This is a genomic window from Delftia sp. UME58 (genome assembly GCF_014170385.1).
Classification (GTDB): domain Bacteria; phylum Pseudomonadota; class Gammaproteobacteria; order Burkholderiales; family Burkholderiaceae_C; genus Comamonas; species Comamonas acidovorans.
This window is the reverse complement of sequence record NZ_LZZV01000083.1, coordinates 25,027-40,582: the sequence shown is the minus strand read 5'-3', so window position 1 is coordinate 40,582 and position 15,556 is coordinate 25,027. Positions and strand designations below refer to the sequence as shown.

Genomic DNA, 15,556 nt, shown 5'->3' with positions numbered 1-15,556 from the left:
CGGGTTCCTGCGGCTTAGCCGGCGGCCGGAGCAGGAGCCGCTGCCGGTGCTGGAGCAGGCGCCTTGTCCGCAGCGCCAGGTGCTGCCGGCCCGTCGGCCGGCTTGCCCTTGCGGGCCTGGGCCTTGGCGCGCAGGTCCACCTCCACGGCGCGCACCTTGTCGCCGGGCTTGATGCGCTGGAAGCCGTCGACCACCACGCGCTCGCCGGCCGACAGGCCATCCTGCAGCAGCCACATATTGCCCACGGCGCGGTCGATGTTCACGGGCCGGCGCTCGATCACGTCGTCGGCCTTGGCCACCAGCACGCTGGCCTTGCCGGTCAGGTCGCGCGTCACCGACTGCTGGGGCACCAGCAGCGCCTCGGGCGCCAGGCCCGTGGGCAGCAGGGCCTGCACATACATGCCGGGCATGAGAACGCCCTGCGGGTTGGGCACCACGGCGCGCAGCGTCACGCTGCCCGTGGTGGCATTGACGATCACGCCGGCAAACTGCAGCTTGCCCTGGTGGCTGTAGTCCGTGCCATCGTCCAGGCGGATGCGCACGGCCACCTTGTCGCCTTCCACCTTCTGGAAGCGCCCGGCATCCCAGTCACGCTTGAGCTGCAGCAGCTCGCTGGTGGACTGGGTGAAGTCCACATACATGGGGTCCAGCTGCACGATGGAGGTCAGCGCCTCGGTCTGGTTGGCGGTGACCAGCGCGCCCGGCGTCACCGTGGACAGGCTGATGCGCCCGCTGATGGGCGCCTCGATGCGGCTGTACTTGAGGTTGATGCGCGCGGTCTCCAGATTGGCCTTGGCCACGGCCACGTCCGAGCGCGACTGGGCGGCCGCTGCCTGGCTTTCTTCAAAGGCCTGCTGGCTGATGGCATCGATCTTGACCAGCTCGGCATTGCGCCGCGCCGTGGCCTCCAGCGTGCGGGCGCTGGCTTCGGACTTGGCCACGGCCGCCTGGGCGCTGGCCTCGGTGGCGCGCAGCGAGGCCGCGTCGATCTGGTAGAGCTGCTGGCCCTGGCGCACCAGTGCGCCCTCGGTGAACAAACGCTTTTGCACGATGCCCGACACCTGGGGCCGCACCTCGGCGGTCAGCGAGGCGCGCGTGCGGCCCGGCAGCGTGGCGTCAAGCTGCTGGCTCTGTTTTTGCAGCGTGACCACGCCCACCTCGGTCGCAGCCTTGGCCGTGGCGGCAGGTGCTGCATCCTTCTTGGAGCAGGCAGCCAGGCTGGCGGCCAGCGCCAGCGCGCACAGCACGGCAGCACCGGGGCGCTTGCTGCGTGCAAGCAAGGCAGGAGGTTGTGCGTGCCCTGCGCCGGGCTGGGAATCGGAAGACGCGGCAAAGCGCGGGCTCGGCGAAAAAGGCACGTCAAAATTCATAGGAACAGCGAAGTCGTTTGGGGCATCGCACGATTGTGCAGTGCCCATATTTCTTGTTTGTAAAGCGGATGGCATGCCACCTAAATCTCCTGGCAAGTCCATCCAGGATGATGCATGTGTCGGAGCGCGCCGACACACGCAAGTTCAATGCCATTTACCGGCCTGTTCAGTGCTTAGGTGCGGGTGCCGTGCGCACGCGAAGCAGGCTGAACACGCCCGCCATGGCCGCAAAGCAGCCCGCCACGGCCAGGGCCACGATTTCGGCATGGCCGCCATGCCCGCCCGCGAAGGTGAAGATGGTGGCCAGCACCACGGCGCCCAGGGTCTGCCCCGTGAGCCGCGCCGAACTCAGCATGCCGCCGGCCGCGCCGCTGCGTGCCAGGGGCGCCGTGGTCACGATGGTGTGGTTGTTGGGCGACTGGTACAGCGCAAAGCCGCTGCCCGCCAGCAGCATGCGCCAGACCATGTCCACGGTCGAAGGCGCATCGGGCATGGCCGCCAGCGCCCACAGCCCGCAGGCGAACATGGCCATGCCGATGCCGCCCAGCAGCCCGTCCGCATAGCGGCCGATGAGCCGGCCCGCGATGGGCGCAGTCAGCACCGTGGCCAGCGGCCAGGCCGTGATCAGCAGCCCGGCCTCGATGGGCGACATGCCGTGCGACTCCAGCAGCAGGAACGGCAGGGCCAGATAGGCCAGCATCTGCGCGCAAAAGGCGCTGACCGATCCGCACATGGACAGCGCAAACACCGGAATGCGCAGCAGGTCCACCGGCAGCAGCGGCGCGGGCAGGCGCCACTGGCGGCGCACATACCATGCGCCCACCAGCAGGCCCGCGCCCAGCAGCCACCAGCCCGAAGGCAGGGAGGAATCGGCACCGCCGGCGCGCACGCCCAGTTGCTCGCCGCCCAGGAAGATCAGGCTGAACATGAGGATGTTGAGCAGCACGTCCAGCGGCGACAGCCGCGCCCCTGCATGGCCGGCCACGGCATTGACCGGCAGCGCGCGGCGCCCCAGCCACAGCGTGAACAGGCCCAGCGGCAGATTGGCCGCAAACAGCCAGGGCCAGCTGGCCACCGACAGGATCGCCGCCGCCACCGAGGGCCCGGCCATGGAGGCCGTGGCCACCACCAGTGAATTCACGGCCATGCCCCGGCCCAGCAGGGCACGCGGATAGATCAGCCGCACCAGGGCGGCGTTGACGCTCATCACCCCCGCAGCGCCCAGGCCCTGCAGCGCACGCGCCGCCACCAGCGTGGGCAGCGACGTGGCCAGCATGGCCGCCAGCGAGGCCACGGAAAACACCAGCATGCCCACCAGATACACACGGCGGTAGCCCAGGCGCTCACCCAGGGCCGCCAGCGGCAGCAGCAGCACCAGGCTGGCAAGCTGGTAGGAATTGACCACCCACAGCGTATGGGCCGAGCTGGCCTGCAGCTCGCGCGCCATGGCCGGCAGTGCCAGATTGACCAGGGTGCTGTCCAGCACCGACAGCGTCAGCCCCAGGATGATGACCAGCATCGCCTGGCCTCGGGGGCCTGACGCAAGTCCATCGTGGACAGGCGCAGCCTCTGCCGCGGGTGCCAGGCTCATGAATGGCCCTTTGCGCCCACGCGATGGGCACGCGCACCGCCCAGCGTGATCCAGGCCAGGGCCACACCGATCAGCGCGCCCGTGGCCATGCCCACCACCATGGGCAGGGGCTTGCCCGTGGAGAACAGGCCCACGATCTGCATGGCCGCGGCGCCCGACAGCATCTGCAGCGTGCCCAGCAGCGCCGAGGCCGTGCCGGCAATGGCGCCGTGTTCCTCCAGCGCCAGCACCGAGGTCGTCGGTATCACCAGCCCCATCAGCGCGCTGGCCACGAAGTACAGGCCGATCAGCACGGCCAGCCGTTCACCGCCCAGCAGGTAGTAGGCCAGCAGCGACAGCATCACCAGGCCGGAGCCGGTGGCCGCCACCTTGACCACGCGCACCAGCCCGAAGCGCTGGCCCAGCCAGCCCGTGAACTGCGCCGCGCCGATGAAGGCGATGGCGTTCAGCCCGAAGGCCAGGCTGTACTGGGTGGAGCTCAGTCCGTAGTAATTGATCAGCACAAAGGGGGAGCCAGCCAGGTAGACGAAAAAGCCCGCCATGGCGCAGCCGCCGATGAAGACCAGGCCCAGGTAATGCCAGTCGCGCAGCAGCACGCCGTAGGCGCGCAGTGCGCCGGCCACGCTGCTGTCCAGCCGCGCGGCGGCCCCGCGCGTTTCCTTCAGGCCCATGAACACGGCCACCAGGCCGATCACGGCCGCCACGGCCACGGCCCAGAACACGCCGCGCCAGCTGCTGACGGCGATCACGCCGCTGCCGGCCAGCGGCGCCAGGATGGGAGAGACGCTGAACACCAGCATCAGCAGCGACATCATGCGGGCCGCCGCGTGGCCGGTGTGCAGGTCGCGCACCACGGCGCGCGGCACCGCCATGCCGGCGGCCGCGCCCAGGCCCTGGATGAAGCGCAGCACCACCAGGGTCTCGATGCTGGTGGCCATGGCGCAGCCGACGCTGGCCAGCGCGAACACGGTCAGGCCGAAGTACAGCGGCGGCTTGCGCCCCACCATGTCCGAGACCGGCCCGTACAGCAGCTGGCCCACGCCCAGCGAGAGGAAGAAGGCCGTCAGGCTGGCCTGCACCGCGCCCACCTGGGCGCCCAGGCTGCTGCCGATCTGGGGCAGCGCGGGCAGGTACATGTCGATGGCAAACGGGCCGATGGCCGACAGCAGGCCCAGGATCAGCACCAGGCGCAGCGTGTGGGAATCAGGGGAAGCGGGAGAAGAAGAGGAAGGCATAGACGCAGACATAGACGCGCCATTGTGGCGGCAAGCGCGCGGGGCTGCAGGGGGCTGCTCACATTTCCTGGGCATGCAGCCCAGCGCACCTGGCGCTGGCGGCTTGCCGCGGCACAAATTCAGAAGCCCGCAATCCTGTTACGCTCCGATACGAGATTGCCACCCAAGAGGCCAACCCACCTTTTCATCGCTGCCACCGCCATCGCCACTGCAACACACCATGCGCCCATCCCTGCCCTCCTTTCCACCGGCCCTGAATGCACTGCCGGGGCCCCTGCTCGCCGCCCTGCTGCTCGGTGTCTGCACGCTGGGTTCTGTCCAGGCAGCGCAGCGAGAGACACCGCAGGAGGCACAGCGCAGCCCCAGGCCTGGCGCCGCTCCTGTGCTGGAAGTATCCGAAGACGGCCGCGACGTGATCGACCGGCGCGCCCGCCTGCTGTGGCCACGCTGCGTGGAAGGCATGCACTGGAATGGCAAGACCTGCACGGGCCTGCCGGAGCTGCTCACGCACAAGCAGGCGCAGGCCCTGGCCGCCGAGCGGGCCAAGCAGGACGGCGTGCGCTGGCGCCTGCCGCGCGTCAACGAGATGCGCCGGCTGATCTCGCGCGACATCCGGCCGCAAGGCCTGTCGCCCGAACTGTTCCCGGGCGCACCGCGCGGCTGGCACTGGACGGGCACGGCAGCGGTGAACGCGCGGCCCGTCAACCCCTACAACTACAGCAATATCTCGGGCAGCGCCGGTACGCAGCTGTCGGCCCAGCAGGCCTGGGCCATCGACCTCGACAGCCTGGAGACGCGGCCCGACATGGGGCGCGGCAACCAGCTCATGGTGCGGCTGGTGCGGCCCCTGCCCTCCACGCCGCCCGATGAAAAGGCCGAGGCTCCCACCAGGCCGGCCCCCCACAGGCCGGACCCGGACGAGGAGGACTGACGCTCAGGCCGCGCGCAGCGAGGCCTTCAAGCTGGCGCCCAGTTCGGGCTTGTGCGCGAACGGATCGGTGGGATTGCGCCCCTGCACCACATCTTCCATGCGGGTCTGGACCGAGCCCAGCGCCTGCGGATGGCTGTAGATGTAGAACTGGTTGGCCGCAATGGCGTCGAAGACCTTCTGCGCCACATCGGTGGCCGTGACCTTGCCCGAGCCCACGGCCTTCTCGCTCATGGCCTGGCCGATCTTCTGGCTGGCCGTCAGCGGCTGGGCGGCCAGATGGCCGGGCCGGTTGCGCTCGCTGTGGCTGATGCCCGTGGGCACGAAGAAGGGGCACAACACGCTGGCGCTGATCTGGTCGGAGACCAGGGCCAGGTCCTGGTACAGCGTCTCGGTCAGGCTGACCACGGCATGCTTGCTGACGTTGTAGATGCCCATGTTGGGCGGCGCCAGCAGGCCGGCCATGCTGGCCGTGTTGACGATGTGGCCCTCGAAGGACAGGTCGGCCTTGGCCGCCTCCAGCATCATGGGCGTGAACAGCCGCACGCCGTGGATCACGCCCCAGAGGTTGACGCCCAGCACCCACTGCCAATCTTCCAGCGTGTTCTCCCAGACCAGTCCGCCCGCGCCCACGCCCGCGTTGTTGAACACGAAGTGCGGCGCGCCGAACTGCTGGCGCACCTCATCGGCCAGGGCCTGCATCTGGGCTGCGTCGGACACATCCACGCGGCGTGCCAGCACGCGCACGCCCTGCCCTTCGAACTCGGCGGCGGCCCTGTCCAGCGCCTCCTGCTGCACATCGACCAGCACCAGGTTCATGCCCAGCTTCGCGCCGATGCGCGCGCACTCCAGCCCGAAGCCCGAGCCCGCGCCCGTCAGCACGGCCGTCTTGCCCTTGAAGTTCTTGATCATTCCCTTGTCTCCTGGTCTTTGTGGTGGTTCAGATCAATTTGACGAGTTGCTTTCCGAAGTTCTTGCCCTTGAGCAAGCCCAGGAAGGCCGAGGGTGCGGAGGCAATGCCTTCGGCAATGCTCTCGCGCGGGCGCAGCTTGCCGGTGCCCACCAGGCGGCCCAGTTCCTGCAGCGCCTCGGGCCAGACTTCCATGTGCTCGCTGACGATGAAGCCTTCGATACGGATGCGGTTGATCAGGATGAGCGCGGGATTGGCCATGGGCAGCGGCGTGCCGTCGTAGCCCGCGATCATTCCGCACAGCGCGATGCGCGCAAAGGCATTGGTGCGCAGCAGCACGGCGTCGAGGATGTAGCCGCCCACGTTCTCGAAGTAGCCGTCGATGCCCTGCGGGCAGGCGTCCTTGAGCGCCTTGGCCATGGTCTTGGTGTCGGGGTGTTCGCGGTAGTCGATGCAGGCGTCGAAGCCCAGCTCCTCGGTGGCGTAGCGGCACTTCTCGGGGCCGCCCGCAATGCCCACCACGCGGCAGCCGCGTGCCTTGGCCAGGGCCGCGAAGGCGCTGCCCACGGCGCCCGTGGCGGCGCTGACCACCACGGTCTCGCCGGCCTTGGGGGCGATGATCTTCACCAGGCCGTACCAGGCCGTCACGCCGGGCATGCCCACGGCGCCCAGGTAGTGCGACAGCGGCACGTGGGTGGTGTCCACCTTGCGCAGCATGCCGGGCGCATCGCCATCGACCACGCTGTACTCCTGCCAGCCGCCCATGCCCACGACCTTGTCGCCGACCGCAAACTTGGGATGGCGGCTTTCCACCACCTCGCCCACGGTGCCGCCGATCATCACCTCGCCCAGCGGCTGCGGCTGGGCATAGCTCTTGCTGTCATTCATGCGGCCGCGCATGTAGGGGTCCAGGCTCAGGTAGTGGTGGCGCACCAGCACCTGGCCTTCGGCCAGCGCGGGGGTCTCGGTACTGACAAGGCGGAAATTGCTTTCCACGGCTTCGCCCTCGGGGCGGTTGTCGAGCAGGATCTGCTGGTTCACGGGCATGGGAAAACCTCCGGTGGCATCACAAACAATGGAACCAGTTCCCGGTGCTGCCGGGGCTGGCGTGTGGCATTGGGTATCTGGCAAATCGCCGTGCGGATCAGTCCGTGGCGAGGGTTGTCTCGGCGGCGGCCGGCTTGGCCACGCGCGGCATGTACTTGAACGTTCCGGTCGCATGGCTGCACAGCCGGCCCGAGGCATCGAACACGCGCGCCTCGGTATAGGCCATGGAACGCGTGCGGTGCAGCACCACGCCCTTGGCCACCAGCGGGCCGCGCGCCGGCTGCATGAAGCTGGTCTTCATCTCTATGGTCACGCAGCCCATGTCGCGCTGCAGGCTGCGTGCAGCCACGGCCATGGTCACGTCCAGCAGGGTCATGGTGGCGCCGCCGTGGGTCACGTCAAAGGTGTTCAGGTGCTCGGGGCGCGCCTCGAAGCGCAGCTCGGACTCCCCGTCCTCCATGCGGTGCAGGGTGAAACCCAGGTGGTCGACGAAGGGGATGGGGTGGCCAAAATCCAGCACGAAATTCTCCAGTTCGGATCGCAATGGAGCCGAGCATAAGGGCGCCGGCAGGCGCCACCGCGCGCGGCGGCCCGATCTGCGGGAAAAACTGTCACCTCGGCAGCAGCGCCGCTGCGGCTCAACCGCCCACCAGGGCGCTGACGCCGCCGTCCACGGCCACCCACTGGCCTGTGATGTGCTTGCCCGCGTCGCTGGCGTACAGCAGGGTCAGGCCCTTGAGGTCTTCGTCGTCGCCAAGGCGGCGCAGCGGGGCGTGGGATTTCATTTCATCCTCGCCCAGGGTCTCGATCAGCACGCTGGCCATCTTGGTCTTGAAGAAGCCCGGGCAGATGGCGTTGACGTTGATGCCGTGCACGCCCCACTCGCCGGCCAGCGCGCGCGTGAAGTTGATGACTGCGCCCTTGGAGGTGTTGTAGGCAATGGTCTTCATGCCCAGCGGGTTGCCGCCCAGCCCGGCAATGGAGGCCAGGTTGATGATGCGCCCGGTCTTGCGCGGGATCATGCTGCGCCGCGCGATCTGCTGGCTCAGCAGGAAGTAGCCGCGCACGTTGAGGTTCATCACCTTGTCCCAGGCGGCCACCGGGTGCTCCTCGGCCGGCGCGCCCCAGCTGGCGCCCGCGTTGTTGACGAGGATGTCCACCTGGCCCAGGCGCTCCAGGGTCTCGGCGGCCAGGCGCTCGATGTCGGCCTCGTTGGCGCAGTCGGCGGCAATCCAGCGGGCGTCTATGCCTGCGGCCTGCAGCTCGGCGGCGGCTTCCTCCAGGTCGGCGGCCTTGCGCGAACTCAGCATGATCCTGGCGCCCGCCTCGCCCAGCGCATGGGCCATCTGCAGGCCCAGGCCGCGCGAGCCGCCGGTCACCAGGGCGGTCTTGCCGGTGAGGTCGAAAAGTTGCTGCACATTGCGAGTCATTCGTCTGTCTCCTGCGCCGGGTCTTGTGTTCCGGTCATGGTTGGAATGGAGGGCGGCCATCCCCAAGCGGAACAGCCTGCAGCGGCGATTGTGCAAGCCGCCCTGCTGTGCCGCATGTCACATGCGTGTCCGGCCCGTCAATCCCCGAACAGCGAGCGCGTGCCGCCCCAGGCCGCCCCTTCGATCTCCAGCATGCGCAGCTTGGTCAGCGCACCTGCGCCGCCCGAGAAACCGCCCGGCTGGGCGCCGGCAGCCAGCACGCGGTGGCAGGGAATCACGGGCGCAAAAGGGTTGAGGCCCAGCGCCTGCCCCACGGCGCGCGACAGGCCCACCTCGCCCAACTCGCGCGCGATCTCGCCATAGGTGCGCGTATGGCCGGGCGCAATGGCGCGCGTCAGGTCATAGACGCGGCGGTGAAAGTCCGACACGCCGTGCCAGTCCAGTGCCAGCTCGGCCAGATCCGGCAGTGCCTCGCCTGCGGGCAGCATGTGCCGTGCCCGCAGATCGGGCAGCACCGGGCCGTCACGCAACTGCCGCGCGCTGGGCGCGGAAGGCTCCAAGGTCCACTCGCCATGGCCCGCCATGAGCACCTGCACGCCGGCGATGGCCTGTGCCACGCTGACCGGCAGGTCCTCGGTCCGCGCCGCTGCGGCGTAGCTGCCCGGTCTGCGCAATTGCACGCCGCGCAGCATGCGGGTGCGCGTGGCAGCGGGGCCGTCCACCTCGGGCAACTGAAAGGCCACCAGGCCGCAGGCGCCCCAGGCCACGCCACAGGGCCCCACGCGCGTGGCAAACAGCGCATGGCCCGTGGCCTCGGGGTCCCATGCCGGATGGCCGGTGCTCGATTCGTTCGTCATGGCAGTGCTTTTCTCCTGGCAGGCGATTGTGGCCGGATGCGGCCGGTTGCGCCCCGCCGCCAGCCGATTCGGGAAAACACTGTAAAAAAACACTGGTTTAATACTGGATGTGCAGCCAGTTATTACTGTATATTTCACCAGTCATCATTCCTCACCTCGTGAACCATGGACATGCAAGAAGCCGCCTTCACCGTCACCTTGTGTGACTACCCCAACCTGCCCGAGCAGGAACGCAACAAGGCCGAGGCACGCTATGCCCGCGTGCTCGAACGCCAGCTCGGCAGCGCCGAGCAGGTCAGTGAAACCCTGTACCTGGTAGAGGGCCTGGAAGACACGCCCCCTGAAGAAATCAGCGACGACGCCAAGCTCGCCTTCGCCCGCTGGATGAAGGCCGCGCGCGCCGCCACCGAGGCCGGCATGCAGGGCCTGGGCGACGGCGAATGCAGTTTCTTCGAGGTGCGGCGCGGCTGGCGGCATTGAGGCCCGCCTCTGGGGAACCCGCAACGCGGCCTGCGCAAGATGCGTCGGCAGGCCTCAGGCCTGCCCGCGCAGCTGCTCGCGCAGCAGGCGGCGGTTGAGCTTGCCCACGGCGGTCTTGGGGATCTCCTGGGCAAAGACCACGCGCTGCGGCTTCTTGTAGGAGGCCAGCTGGCCCGCCACATGGTCCATCAGCGCCTGGGGCTCGGCCGATTGGCCGGGCCTGAGCACCACCACGGCCGTGACCGTCTCCACCCATTTGTCATGCGGCGTGCCCACCACGGCGCACTCGCGCACGGCCGGGTGGGTCATGAGCGCGTTCTCCACCTCCAGCGGATAGACGTTGTAGCCGCCGCTGATGATCATGTCGGACTTGCGGTCCTTCAGGTGCAGAAAGCCGCACGCATCCAGCACGCCCACATCGCGCGTGCGCACCCAGCCATCGGGCGTGAAGGTCTCGGCCGTGAGCTGGGGCGCGCCGTGATAGCCGGCCACGGCCGAGGGCGCGCGCACGGTGATCTCGCCGGGTTCGCCAGCCGGCACATCGCGGCCCTGGTCGTCGAGCAGGCGCATTTCCACATCGATGCAGGGCTGGCCGCAGGCCGAGCCGATGAGTTCGTCCACATGGTCCTCGGGCCTGAGCACGGCCAGGCACAGCGGTACCTCGGTCTGTCCGTAGTACTGCCAAAAGCGCTGCCTGCCCCAATGGGCCATGGCCCGCTCCAGCACGGCGCGCGGCATGGGCGAGGCACCATAGATCACATACCGCAGCGCAGGCACATCGGCTTTTGCGAAGTCCGCGTGCTCCAGCAGCATCTGCAGCATGGTGGGCACCAGGTTGATGGCCGTCACGCGCTCGCGCTGCAGCGTGGCCAGGAACTGGCCGGGTTCGAACCCCGGCAGGATCACAGTGCGCGCGCCACGCAGCCAGAACGGCAGCACGAAGACACCGCTGGCATGGATCATGGACGCCGCGTGCAGCATGGCATCGCCCGGCGTGGCCGGCAGCAGGTTGAGCAGCACGTTGCGGCAGATGCCCGCATAGGAGGCCTGGGTGTGCTGGGCCGCCTTGAGCGTGCCCGTGGTGCCCGAGGTGAACAGCGTCAGCACCACATCGTCGGGCCCGACCTCGATGTCGGGCCCCTGTTCCGGCTGTCCCTGGGCCAGCGCCAGCAGGTCGGCCGATCCGTCAAAGGCCGCTCCCAGCCCCAGGCAGTCCAGGCCACCCATGGCTTCGCGCAGCGCCTGCGCGCGCGGCGCCAGCCCTTCGCCGAAGATCAGGTGCGTGCAGCCGGTCTCCCCCAGCATGGCCACATGCTCGGCCAGCGACAGCCGCGCATTGAGCGGCACGCGGTTGAGCCCGCCTTTGACGCAGGCGAAATCCAGCGGCACGCTGTACAGGCCATTGCCCAGCAGCAGGGCCACGCGCGAGCCCTGGCCCACGCCCGCCGCGTGCAGCGCATGCGCCAGCCGGCTGCTGAGGGCATCGACCTGGGCAAAGCTCAGGCTCTGGTCCCCATAGGTGACGGCGGTGCGCGGCCCGTGCTGGCGCGCGCCCCGACGGATCAATTCCAGATAGGTGGGTTGGCGCGCCTGTGCGCCGCCCGGCACGGTGTTCGAATGCATGTAGATCTCCTGCTGCCTCAATCCTCGAAGCGGCCATGGCGGCCCGCTCCTCCCACAAAACTGGCCGCACCGGCCTGGCCTTCGGCCACCACCATGGGCGTGCCCCGCGCGCCTTCGTTGCGCAGGGCCTCGGCCAGCGGCAGGTCCCATTGCGCATAGGCCGATGCGCGATCTGCCAGCATGCATTGCTGGGGAAATGCCGCGATCTGCCGCGCCAGCGCCAGCGCCTCGACCAAGGCGCCCTGGGGCGGCGCCACGCTGTTGACCAGGCCCATGGCCCGGGCCTCGGGCGCAGGCACGGCACGGCCCGTCAGAATCATGTCCAGGGCCCGGCCCATGCCCACGATGCGCGGCAGGCGCACCGTGCCGCCATCGATCAACGGCACGCCCCAGCGCCGGCAGAACACGCCGAAGACCGCGTCCTCGTCGGCCACGCGCAGGTCGGCCAGCAAGGCCAGTTCCAGGCCGCCGGCGACCGCGTAGCCGTTGACCGCCGCGATCAGAGGCTTGGACAGCGCCAGCCGCGTCGGGCCCATGGGCCCGGCACCGCCGCCTGCCGGGTCCAGTTCGTTGCGCAGGTCGGGATCGGACACGGCCCCCAGATCCGCGCCTGCGCAGAAGTGCCCGCCCGCCCCCGCCAGAATGGCCACGCGCAATGCCGGGTCTTCTTCAAAGCGCCCGAAGGCCTGGCGCAGTTCCTGCGCCATGGGCCGGTGCACCGCGTTGCGCTTGCCCGGCCGGTTCATGGTGATGACGCATACCGCACCATCGACCGCGAAATCCACGAATTCCATGCCTCAGCTCCTGAATAACGCTGTCCCGCCCGCGCCGGATGCCAGGTCCGGGACATGCTGCAATGCATGCTAGGAAGCATTGCAAGGTTTCACAACGATGGACAAGTCATGTAATGTCGTGTCGCCGCGCCCGAGCGGCCCCGACCTGATGCTGGACCTGCTGATGGCGCGCGGCCAGGCGCTGCCGGCCTCGGCCCTGCTGCGCGCGGGCGCGCTGCTCGGCCTTGGGGAAACCACGGTGCGCGTCAGCCTCACGCGGCTGGTGGCCCAGGGCAAGATCGCGCGGCACGGGCGCGGCAGCTACCAGGCGCAGGCCCAGGGTCCGTCGCTGTCGCGCACGGTGGATGGCTGGCGGCTGCGCGAGTCGCGGCGCACGCCCTGGCAGGGACGATGGCTGGCCGTGCACGATGCGGCCGTGCCGCGCTCGGACAAGACACGCTGGCGCCACCACCAGCTGGCCCTGGGCTTGCGCGGCTTCGCCATGCTGGAGCAGGGCCTGCTGGTGCGCCCCGACAATCTCGCCGGGGGCTTGGCGGTCCAGCGCGAGGAACTGCACGCCCTGGGCCTGTCGGGATCGGCCCTGATGTTCCTGGCGCAGGACTTCGACGAGGCCACGCTGGCCCGGGCTCGCGCTCTGTGGGATGTGCGGGCGCTGCAGTCGGCCCACCGCCACTGGTTGGGCGTGGTACAGGCCAGCCATGCGCGCCTGGACGGCATGCCCCTGCCCTCGGCCCTGCGCGAATCCCTGCTGCTGGGCCGCCAGGCCATCGCCCACCTGCTGCGCGACCCGCTGCTGCCCGAGGAGTTGATGCCTTCGAACGCGCGCCAGGCGCTGCATCAGGCCCTGCGGACCTACCAGGACAAGGCACTGGAACTGTGGCTGCGCTGGCTGCAAGACGGCGGGGCGTCCTGAGGCTTTGCAAACTGCATACACTTGCGGGCTTCGCGCCGGCAGCGGCCAGCGCCTTCCCCCTGTCTTCGATCTCCCATGCAAGCCCTGCTCGACGCCATCGCCCGGATGGAACCCTCCACCGACGCCCAACGCATCTTCCATGGACGCGGAGGACTGCACCCTGGCTGCGAACATCTGGCGCTGGATATCTTCCCCCCTGTGCTGGTGCTGACCAGCTTCGCGCCGCTGGACGCCGATGCCCTGGCCGCCATCGGCGACGCGCTGGGCCGGCGCTGGGGTGAAATCGCTGCCGGCCAGCCCCTGAACTGGGTCTACCAGCTGCGCCAGAGCGCCGCCCCCGCCGAGACACGCCTCATGGCCGGCGAAGTGCCCGACCCCCATGTGGTGACCGAGGCCGGGACCCGCTATCGCGTGCACGTGCTGCGGGGCCAGAACCACGGCCTGTTCCTGGACATGGCCGAGGGCCGGCGCTGGGTGGGCGCGCATGTGGCCGCCCATCCCGAGCATCGCCACGGCCTCAAGGTACTCAACCTGTTCGCCTACACCTGCGCCTTCTCGGTGGTGGCGCTGCAGGCCGGCGCCCGCCAGGTGGTGAACATGGACATGGCCCAGGGCGCGCTGGCCACGGGCCAGCAGAACCACCGGCTCAACGAGCTGTCGGGCGCCAGCTTCCTGGCCCACGACATCTTCAGCAGCTGGGGAAAGATCACGCGCGGCGGGCCCTACCATCTGATCGTGGTGGACCCGCCCAGCTACCAGAAGGGCAGCTTCGTCGCCACCAAGGACTATGCCCGCCTGATGCGCCGCCTACCCGACCTGCTGCGCCCCGGCGGCCATGTGCTGCTGTGCCTGAACGCGCCCGAGATGGGCACGTCCTTCCTGCGCGAGCACATGCGCGAGCATGCGCCCGAGCTGGAATTCGTGGAGCGCGTGGCCAACCCGGGCGCCTTCGCCGACATCGATCCCGAACGCAGCCTCAAGGTGCTGGCCTACCGCGCACCCGCGTCCACGGCCTGATCGCCAGGCTCTTTTCCTGGAGCAGGTTGGTATCTCGCGTCCTCATTCCACAGGCAGGCCATGCTGCCCGTTGGCGGTGCTGACAAGGAAAGCAGCGTGGGGGCAGGAGCGCGGCATCCATAGAATTCATCGAGAAGGAGGAGAAAGTGGCGTCCAGAAAGACTGTGCGAAAGGCGGCACCAGCGCCGCCGCAAGTGGCCGCTGCGATACAGCGAGAGCCAGGGTCGGTGCCGCCGGACGCGCAGGGACACTGGCAGCAGTTCAGCAGAGCATCACTGTGGCTTAACGACAGGGCCCTGCCTATGTCAGGTCTCATGCTGTCCATCGCCATGCTCTACATGCTCTCCTTCATACAGCAAGAGAAGGTTCCGCTGAGCATCACCTCCTCCACGATGATCACGGCCCTGCCATCGCTGTTCGTGCTGCTGGTCCTGCTCATCGCTCTGTTGACCGGCTTTCTGCTGTCCCCGACGCTGGCACTGTTCACCCCCATGACGCCGCAGGGTTCCAAGCGCTTGATCGATCTGCTGCAAGGACAGCACGATAAGCCCAGCCAAGGCCGACAGCCTGCTGTCTCCAAGGCCATCATTGGCGGCTGGCTCCTGTCTCTCGCGCCTCCCGGAGTGGCCCTGGGAATAGTGGAGTTGCTACCCATGCAGTGGCTCGACGAGTATTCGATCTGGCTGGAACTGGCGTTCTTGCTCATGTGCCCCGCACTGGCCGTCCTGATCCTGTGGGTCGCCATTCGGTTCCATCCACAGGTGCCGAAATGGCGCGAGACATCTTGGAGCTTTCGGGGCCTGCTGATGGCGACCATGCTACCCCAGCTCGTGCTCATGACCTATGTGGTCATGCTGGCCGCGCGCGCGACCCATGGCAATGGAGGCAGCCTCGGAATACTGGCACTGTGTACTTTGACAGGCGCTGTCGGCTTGGGCTTGCTCCAACTCGCCGGAGCCCGGCTCATCGCCGTCGTAACGAAGCCAGGCGACTCTCTGGCAGGAGCTGCGCTGCTGAGCATAGGCCTTGTCGCGCTCCTTGGCATCTATCCGCCGTCGGGCGCCCTGCTGGCGGGGGCGGCACTACAGATAACAGCATCAGGTGCTAGAACATGTGCGGTGCTATCGTGGACGCCCGAGGGGGCCAAGGCCCTGCCTCGACTCAAAGACAGCGCCTTTCCCAATGACACCCTTCCTCTACGCATTCTGGTCGAGTCCGATGGTCATTTCCTGGTTCGTGCAATAGGCGAGAAAAGCAAGCGCGTGGATTTCATACCTCGCTCGGTGGTAACGGGCATCCATGAATGCCCGGCAGTGCGCTCAGGCCCGCCCCCCGCAGCAAACCCCGCTTGAAGCGATCCA

General features: G+C 68.6%; 15 protein-coding genes. 5 read left to right on the top strand and 10 right to left on the bottom strand.

What is annotated here, in order from left to right; genetic code table 11:
• Positions 1-14 precede the first annotated feature (14 nt).
• From A9976_RS20095 to A9976_RS20085, 3 genes are all read right to left on the bottom strand, one after another.
• On the bottom strand, positions 15-1,370 hold the full coding sequence (locus A9976_RS20095; protein WP_183020473.1) for an efflux RND transporter periplasmic adaptor subunit: 1,356 nt from the start codon (positions 1,368-1,370) through the stop codon (positions 15-17).
• A gap of 166 nt (positions 1,371-1,536) precedes the next feature.
• Positions 1,537-2,961 carry an MFS transporter gene (locus A9976_RS20090; RefSeq protein WP_183020472.1) on the bottom strand — a complete coding sequence of 475 codons (1,425 nt, stop codon included), beginning with the start codon at positions 2,959-2,961 and terminating at the stop codon, positions 1,537-1,539.
• Positions 2,958-4,196, bottom strand: a complete 1,239-nt coding sequence (locus A9976_RS20085; RefSeq protein ID WP_183020471.1) for a multidrug effflux MFS transporter — start codon at positions 4,194-4,196, stop codon at positions 2,958-2,960. Before A9976_RS20085 ends, A9976_RS20090 begins: the two co-directional genes overlap by 4 nt.
• 220 nt (positions 4,197-4,416) lie before the next feature.
• Here A9976_RS20085 and A9976_RS20080 point away from each other — a divergent pair, with 220 nt between their 5' ends.
• Positions 4,417-5,127, top strand: coding sequence for a DUF1566 domain-containing protein (locus tag A9976_RS20080; RefSeq protein ID WP_183020470.1), 711 nt, complete (start codon positions 4,417-4,419; stop codon positions 5,125-5,127).
• 3 nt (positions 5,128-5,130) lie between these two features.
• On the opposite strand, the gene A9976_RS20075 is transcribed toward A9976_RS20080, so the two are convergent.
• The 5 genes from A9976_RS20075 to A9976_RS20055 all read right to left on the bottom strand — a co-directional run bounded on the left by A9976_RS20075 (position 5,131) and on the right by A9976_RS20055 (position 9,368).
• A complete protein-coding gene (locus A9976_RS20075) occupies positions 5,131-6,036 on the bottom strand; it encodes an SDR family oxidoreductase (RefSeq protein ID WP_183020469.1) in 906 nt (301 codons plus the stop codon).
• Positions 6,037-6,064: 28 nt separating this feature from the next.
• Positions 6,065-7,081, bottom strand: coding sequence for an NADP-dependent oxidoreductase (locus A9976_RS20070; protein WP_183020468.1), 1,017 nt, complete (start codon positions 7,079-7,081; stop codon positions 6,065-6,067).
• 97 nt (positions 7,082-7,178) lie between these two features.
• On the bottom strand, positions 7,179-7,601 hold the full coding sequence (locus A9976_RS20065; protein WP_016446794.1) for a PaaI family thioesterase: 423 nt from the start codon (positions 7,599-7,601) through the stop codon (positions 7,179-7,181).
• 118 nt (positions 7,602-7,719) lie between these two features.
• Entirely contained in the window at positions 7,720-8,511 is a 792-nt protein-coding gene (locus A9976_RS20060; protein WP_183020467.1) for an SDR family oxidoreductase, read from the bottom strand.
• A gap of 137 nt (positions 8,512-8,648) precedes the next feature.
• Complete coding sequence (locus A9976_RS20055) at positions 8,649-9,368, bottom strand: methylated-DNA--[protein]-cysteine S-methyltransferase (protein WP_183020466.1); 720 nt, start codon at positions 9,366-9,368, stop codon at positions 8,649-8,651.
• Positions 9,369-9,533: 165 nt separating this feature from the next.
• On the opposite strand from A9976_RS20055, the gene A9976_RS20050 reads away from it, so the two are divergent.
• Positions 9,534-9,848 (top strand): hypothetical protein, encoded by a 315-nt coding sequence (locus A9976_RS20050; RefSeq protein ID WP_013802728.1) that lies wholly within the window; start codon positions 9,534-9,536, stop codon positions 9,846-9,848.
• 54 nt (positions 9,849-9,902) lie between these two features.
• Here the strand turns inward: A9976_RS20050 and A9976_RS20045 are convergent, their stop codons facing one another.
• Both A9976_RS20045 and A9976_RS20040 read right to left on the bottom strand, forming a co-directional pair.
• Positions 9,903-11,471, bottom strand: coding sequence for a class I adenylate-forming enzyme family protein (locus A9976_RS20045; RefSeq protein WP_183020465.1), 1,569 nt, complete (start codon positions 11,469-11,471; stop codon positions 9,903-9,905).
• Positions 11,472-11,488: 17 nt separating this feature from the next.
• A complete protein-coding gene (locus tag A9976_RS20040) occupies positions 11,489-12,265 on the bottom strand; it encodes a crotonase/enoyl-CoA hydratase family protein (protein ID WP_183020464.1) in 777 nt (258 codons plus the stop codon).
• A gap of 97 nt (positions 12,266-12,362) precedes the next feature.
• Here A9976_RS20040 and A9976_RS20035 point away from each other — a divergent pair, with 97 nt between their 5' ends.
• The 3 genes from A9976_RS20035 (at position 12,363) to A9976_RS20025 (ending at position 15,547) form a co-directional block, all read left to right on the top strand.
• On the top strand, positions 12,363-13,178 hold the full coding sequence (locus A9976_RS20035) for a PaaX family transcriptional regulator (protein WP_183020463.1): 816 nt from the start codon (positions 12,363-12,365) through the stop codon (positions 13,176-13,178).
• 75 nt (positions 13,179-13,253) lie between these two features.
• On the top strand, positions 13,254-14,195 hold the full coding sequence (locus A9976_RS20030) for a class I SAM-dependent methyltransferase (RefSeq protein WP_183020462.1): 942 nt from the start codon (positions 13,254-13,256) through the stop codon (positions 14,193-14,195).
• 314 nt (positions 14,196-14,509) lie between these two features.
• Positions 14,510-15,547, top strand: coding sequence for a hypothetical protein (locus A9976_RS20025; protein WP_183020461.1), 1,038 nt, complete (start codon positions 14,510-14,512; stop codon positions 15,545-15,547).
• The last annotated feature ends 9 nt before the right edge of the window (positions 15,548-15,556 follow it).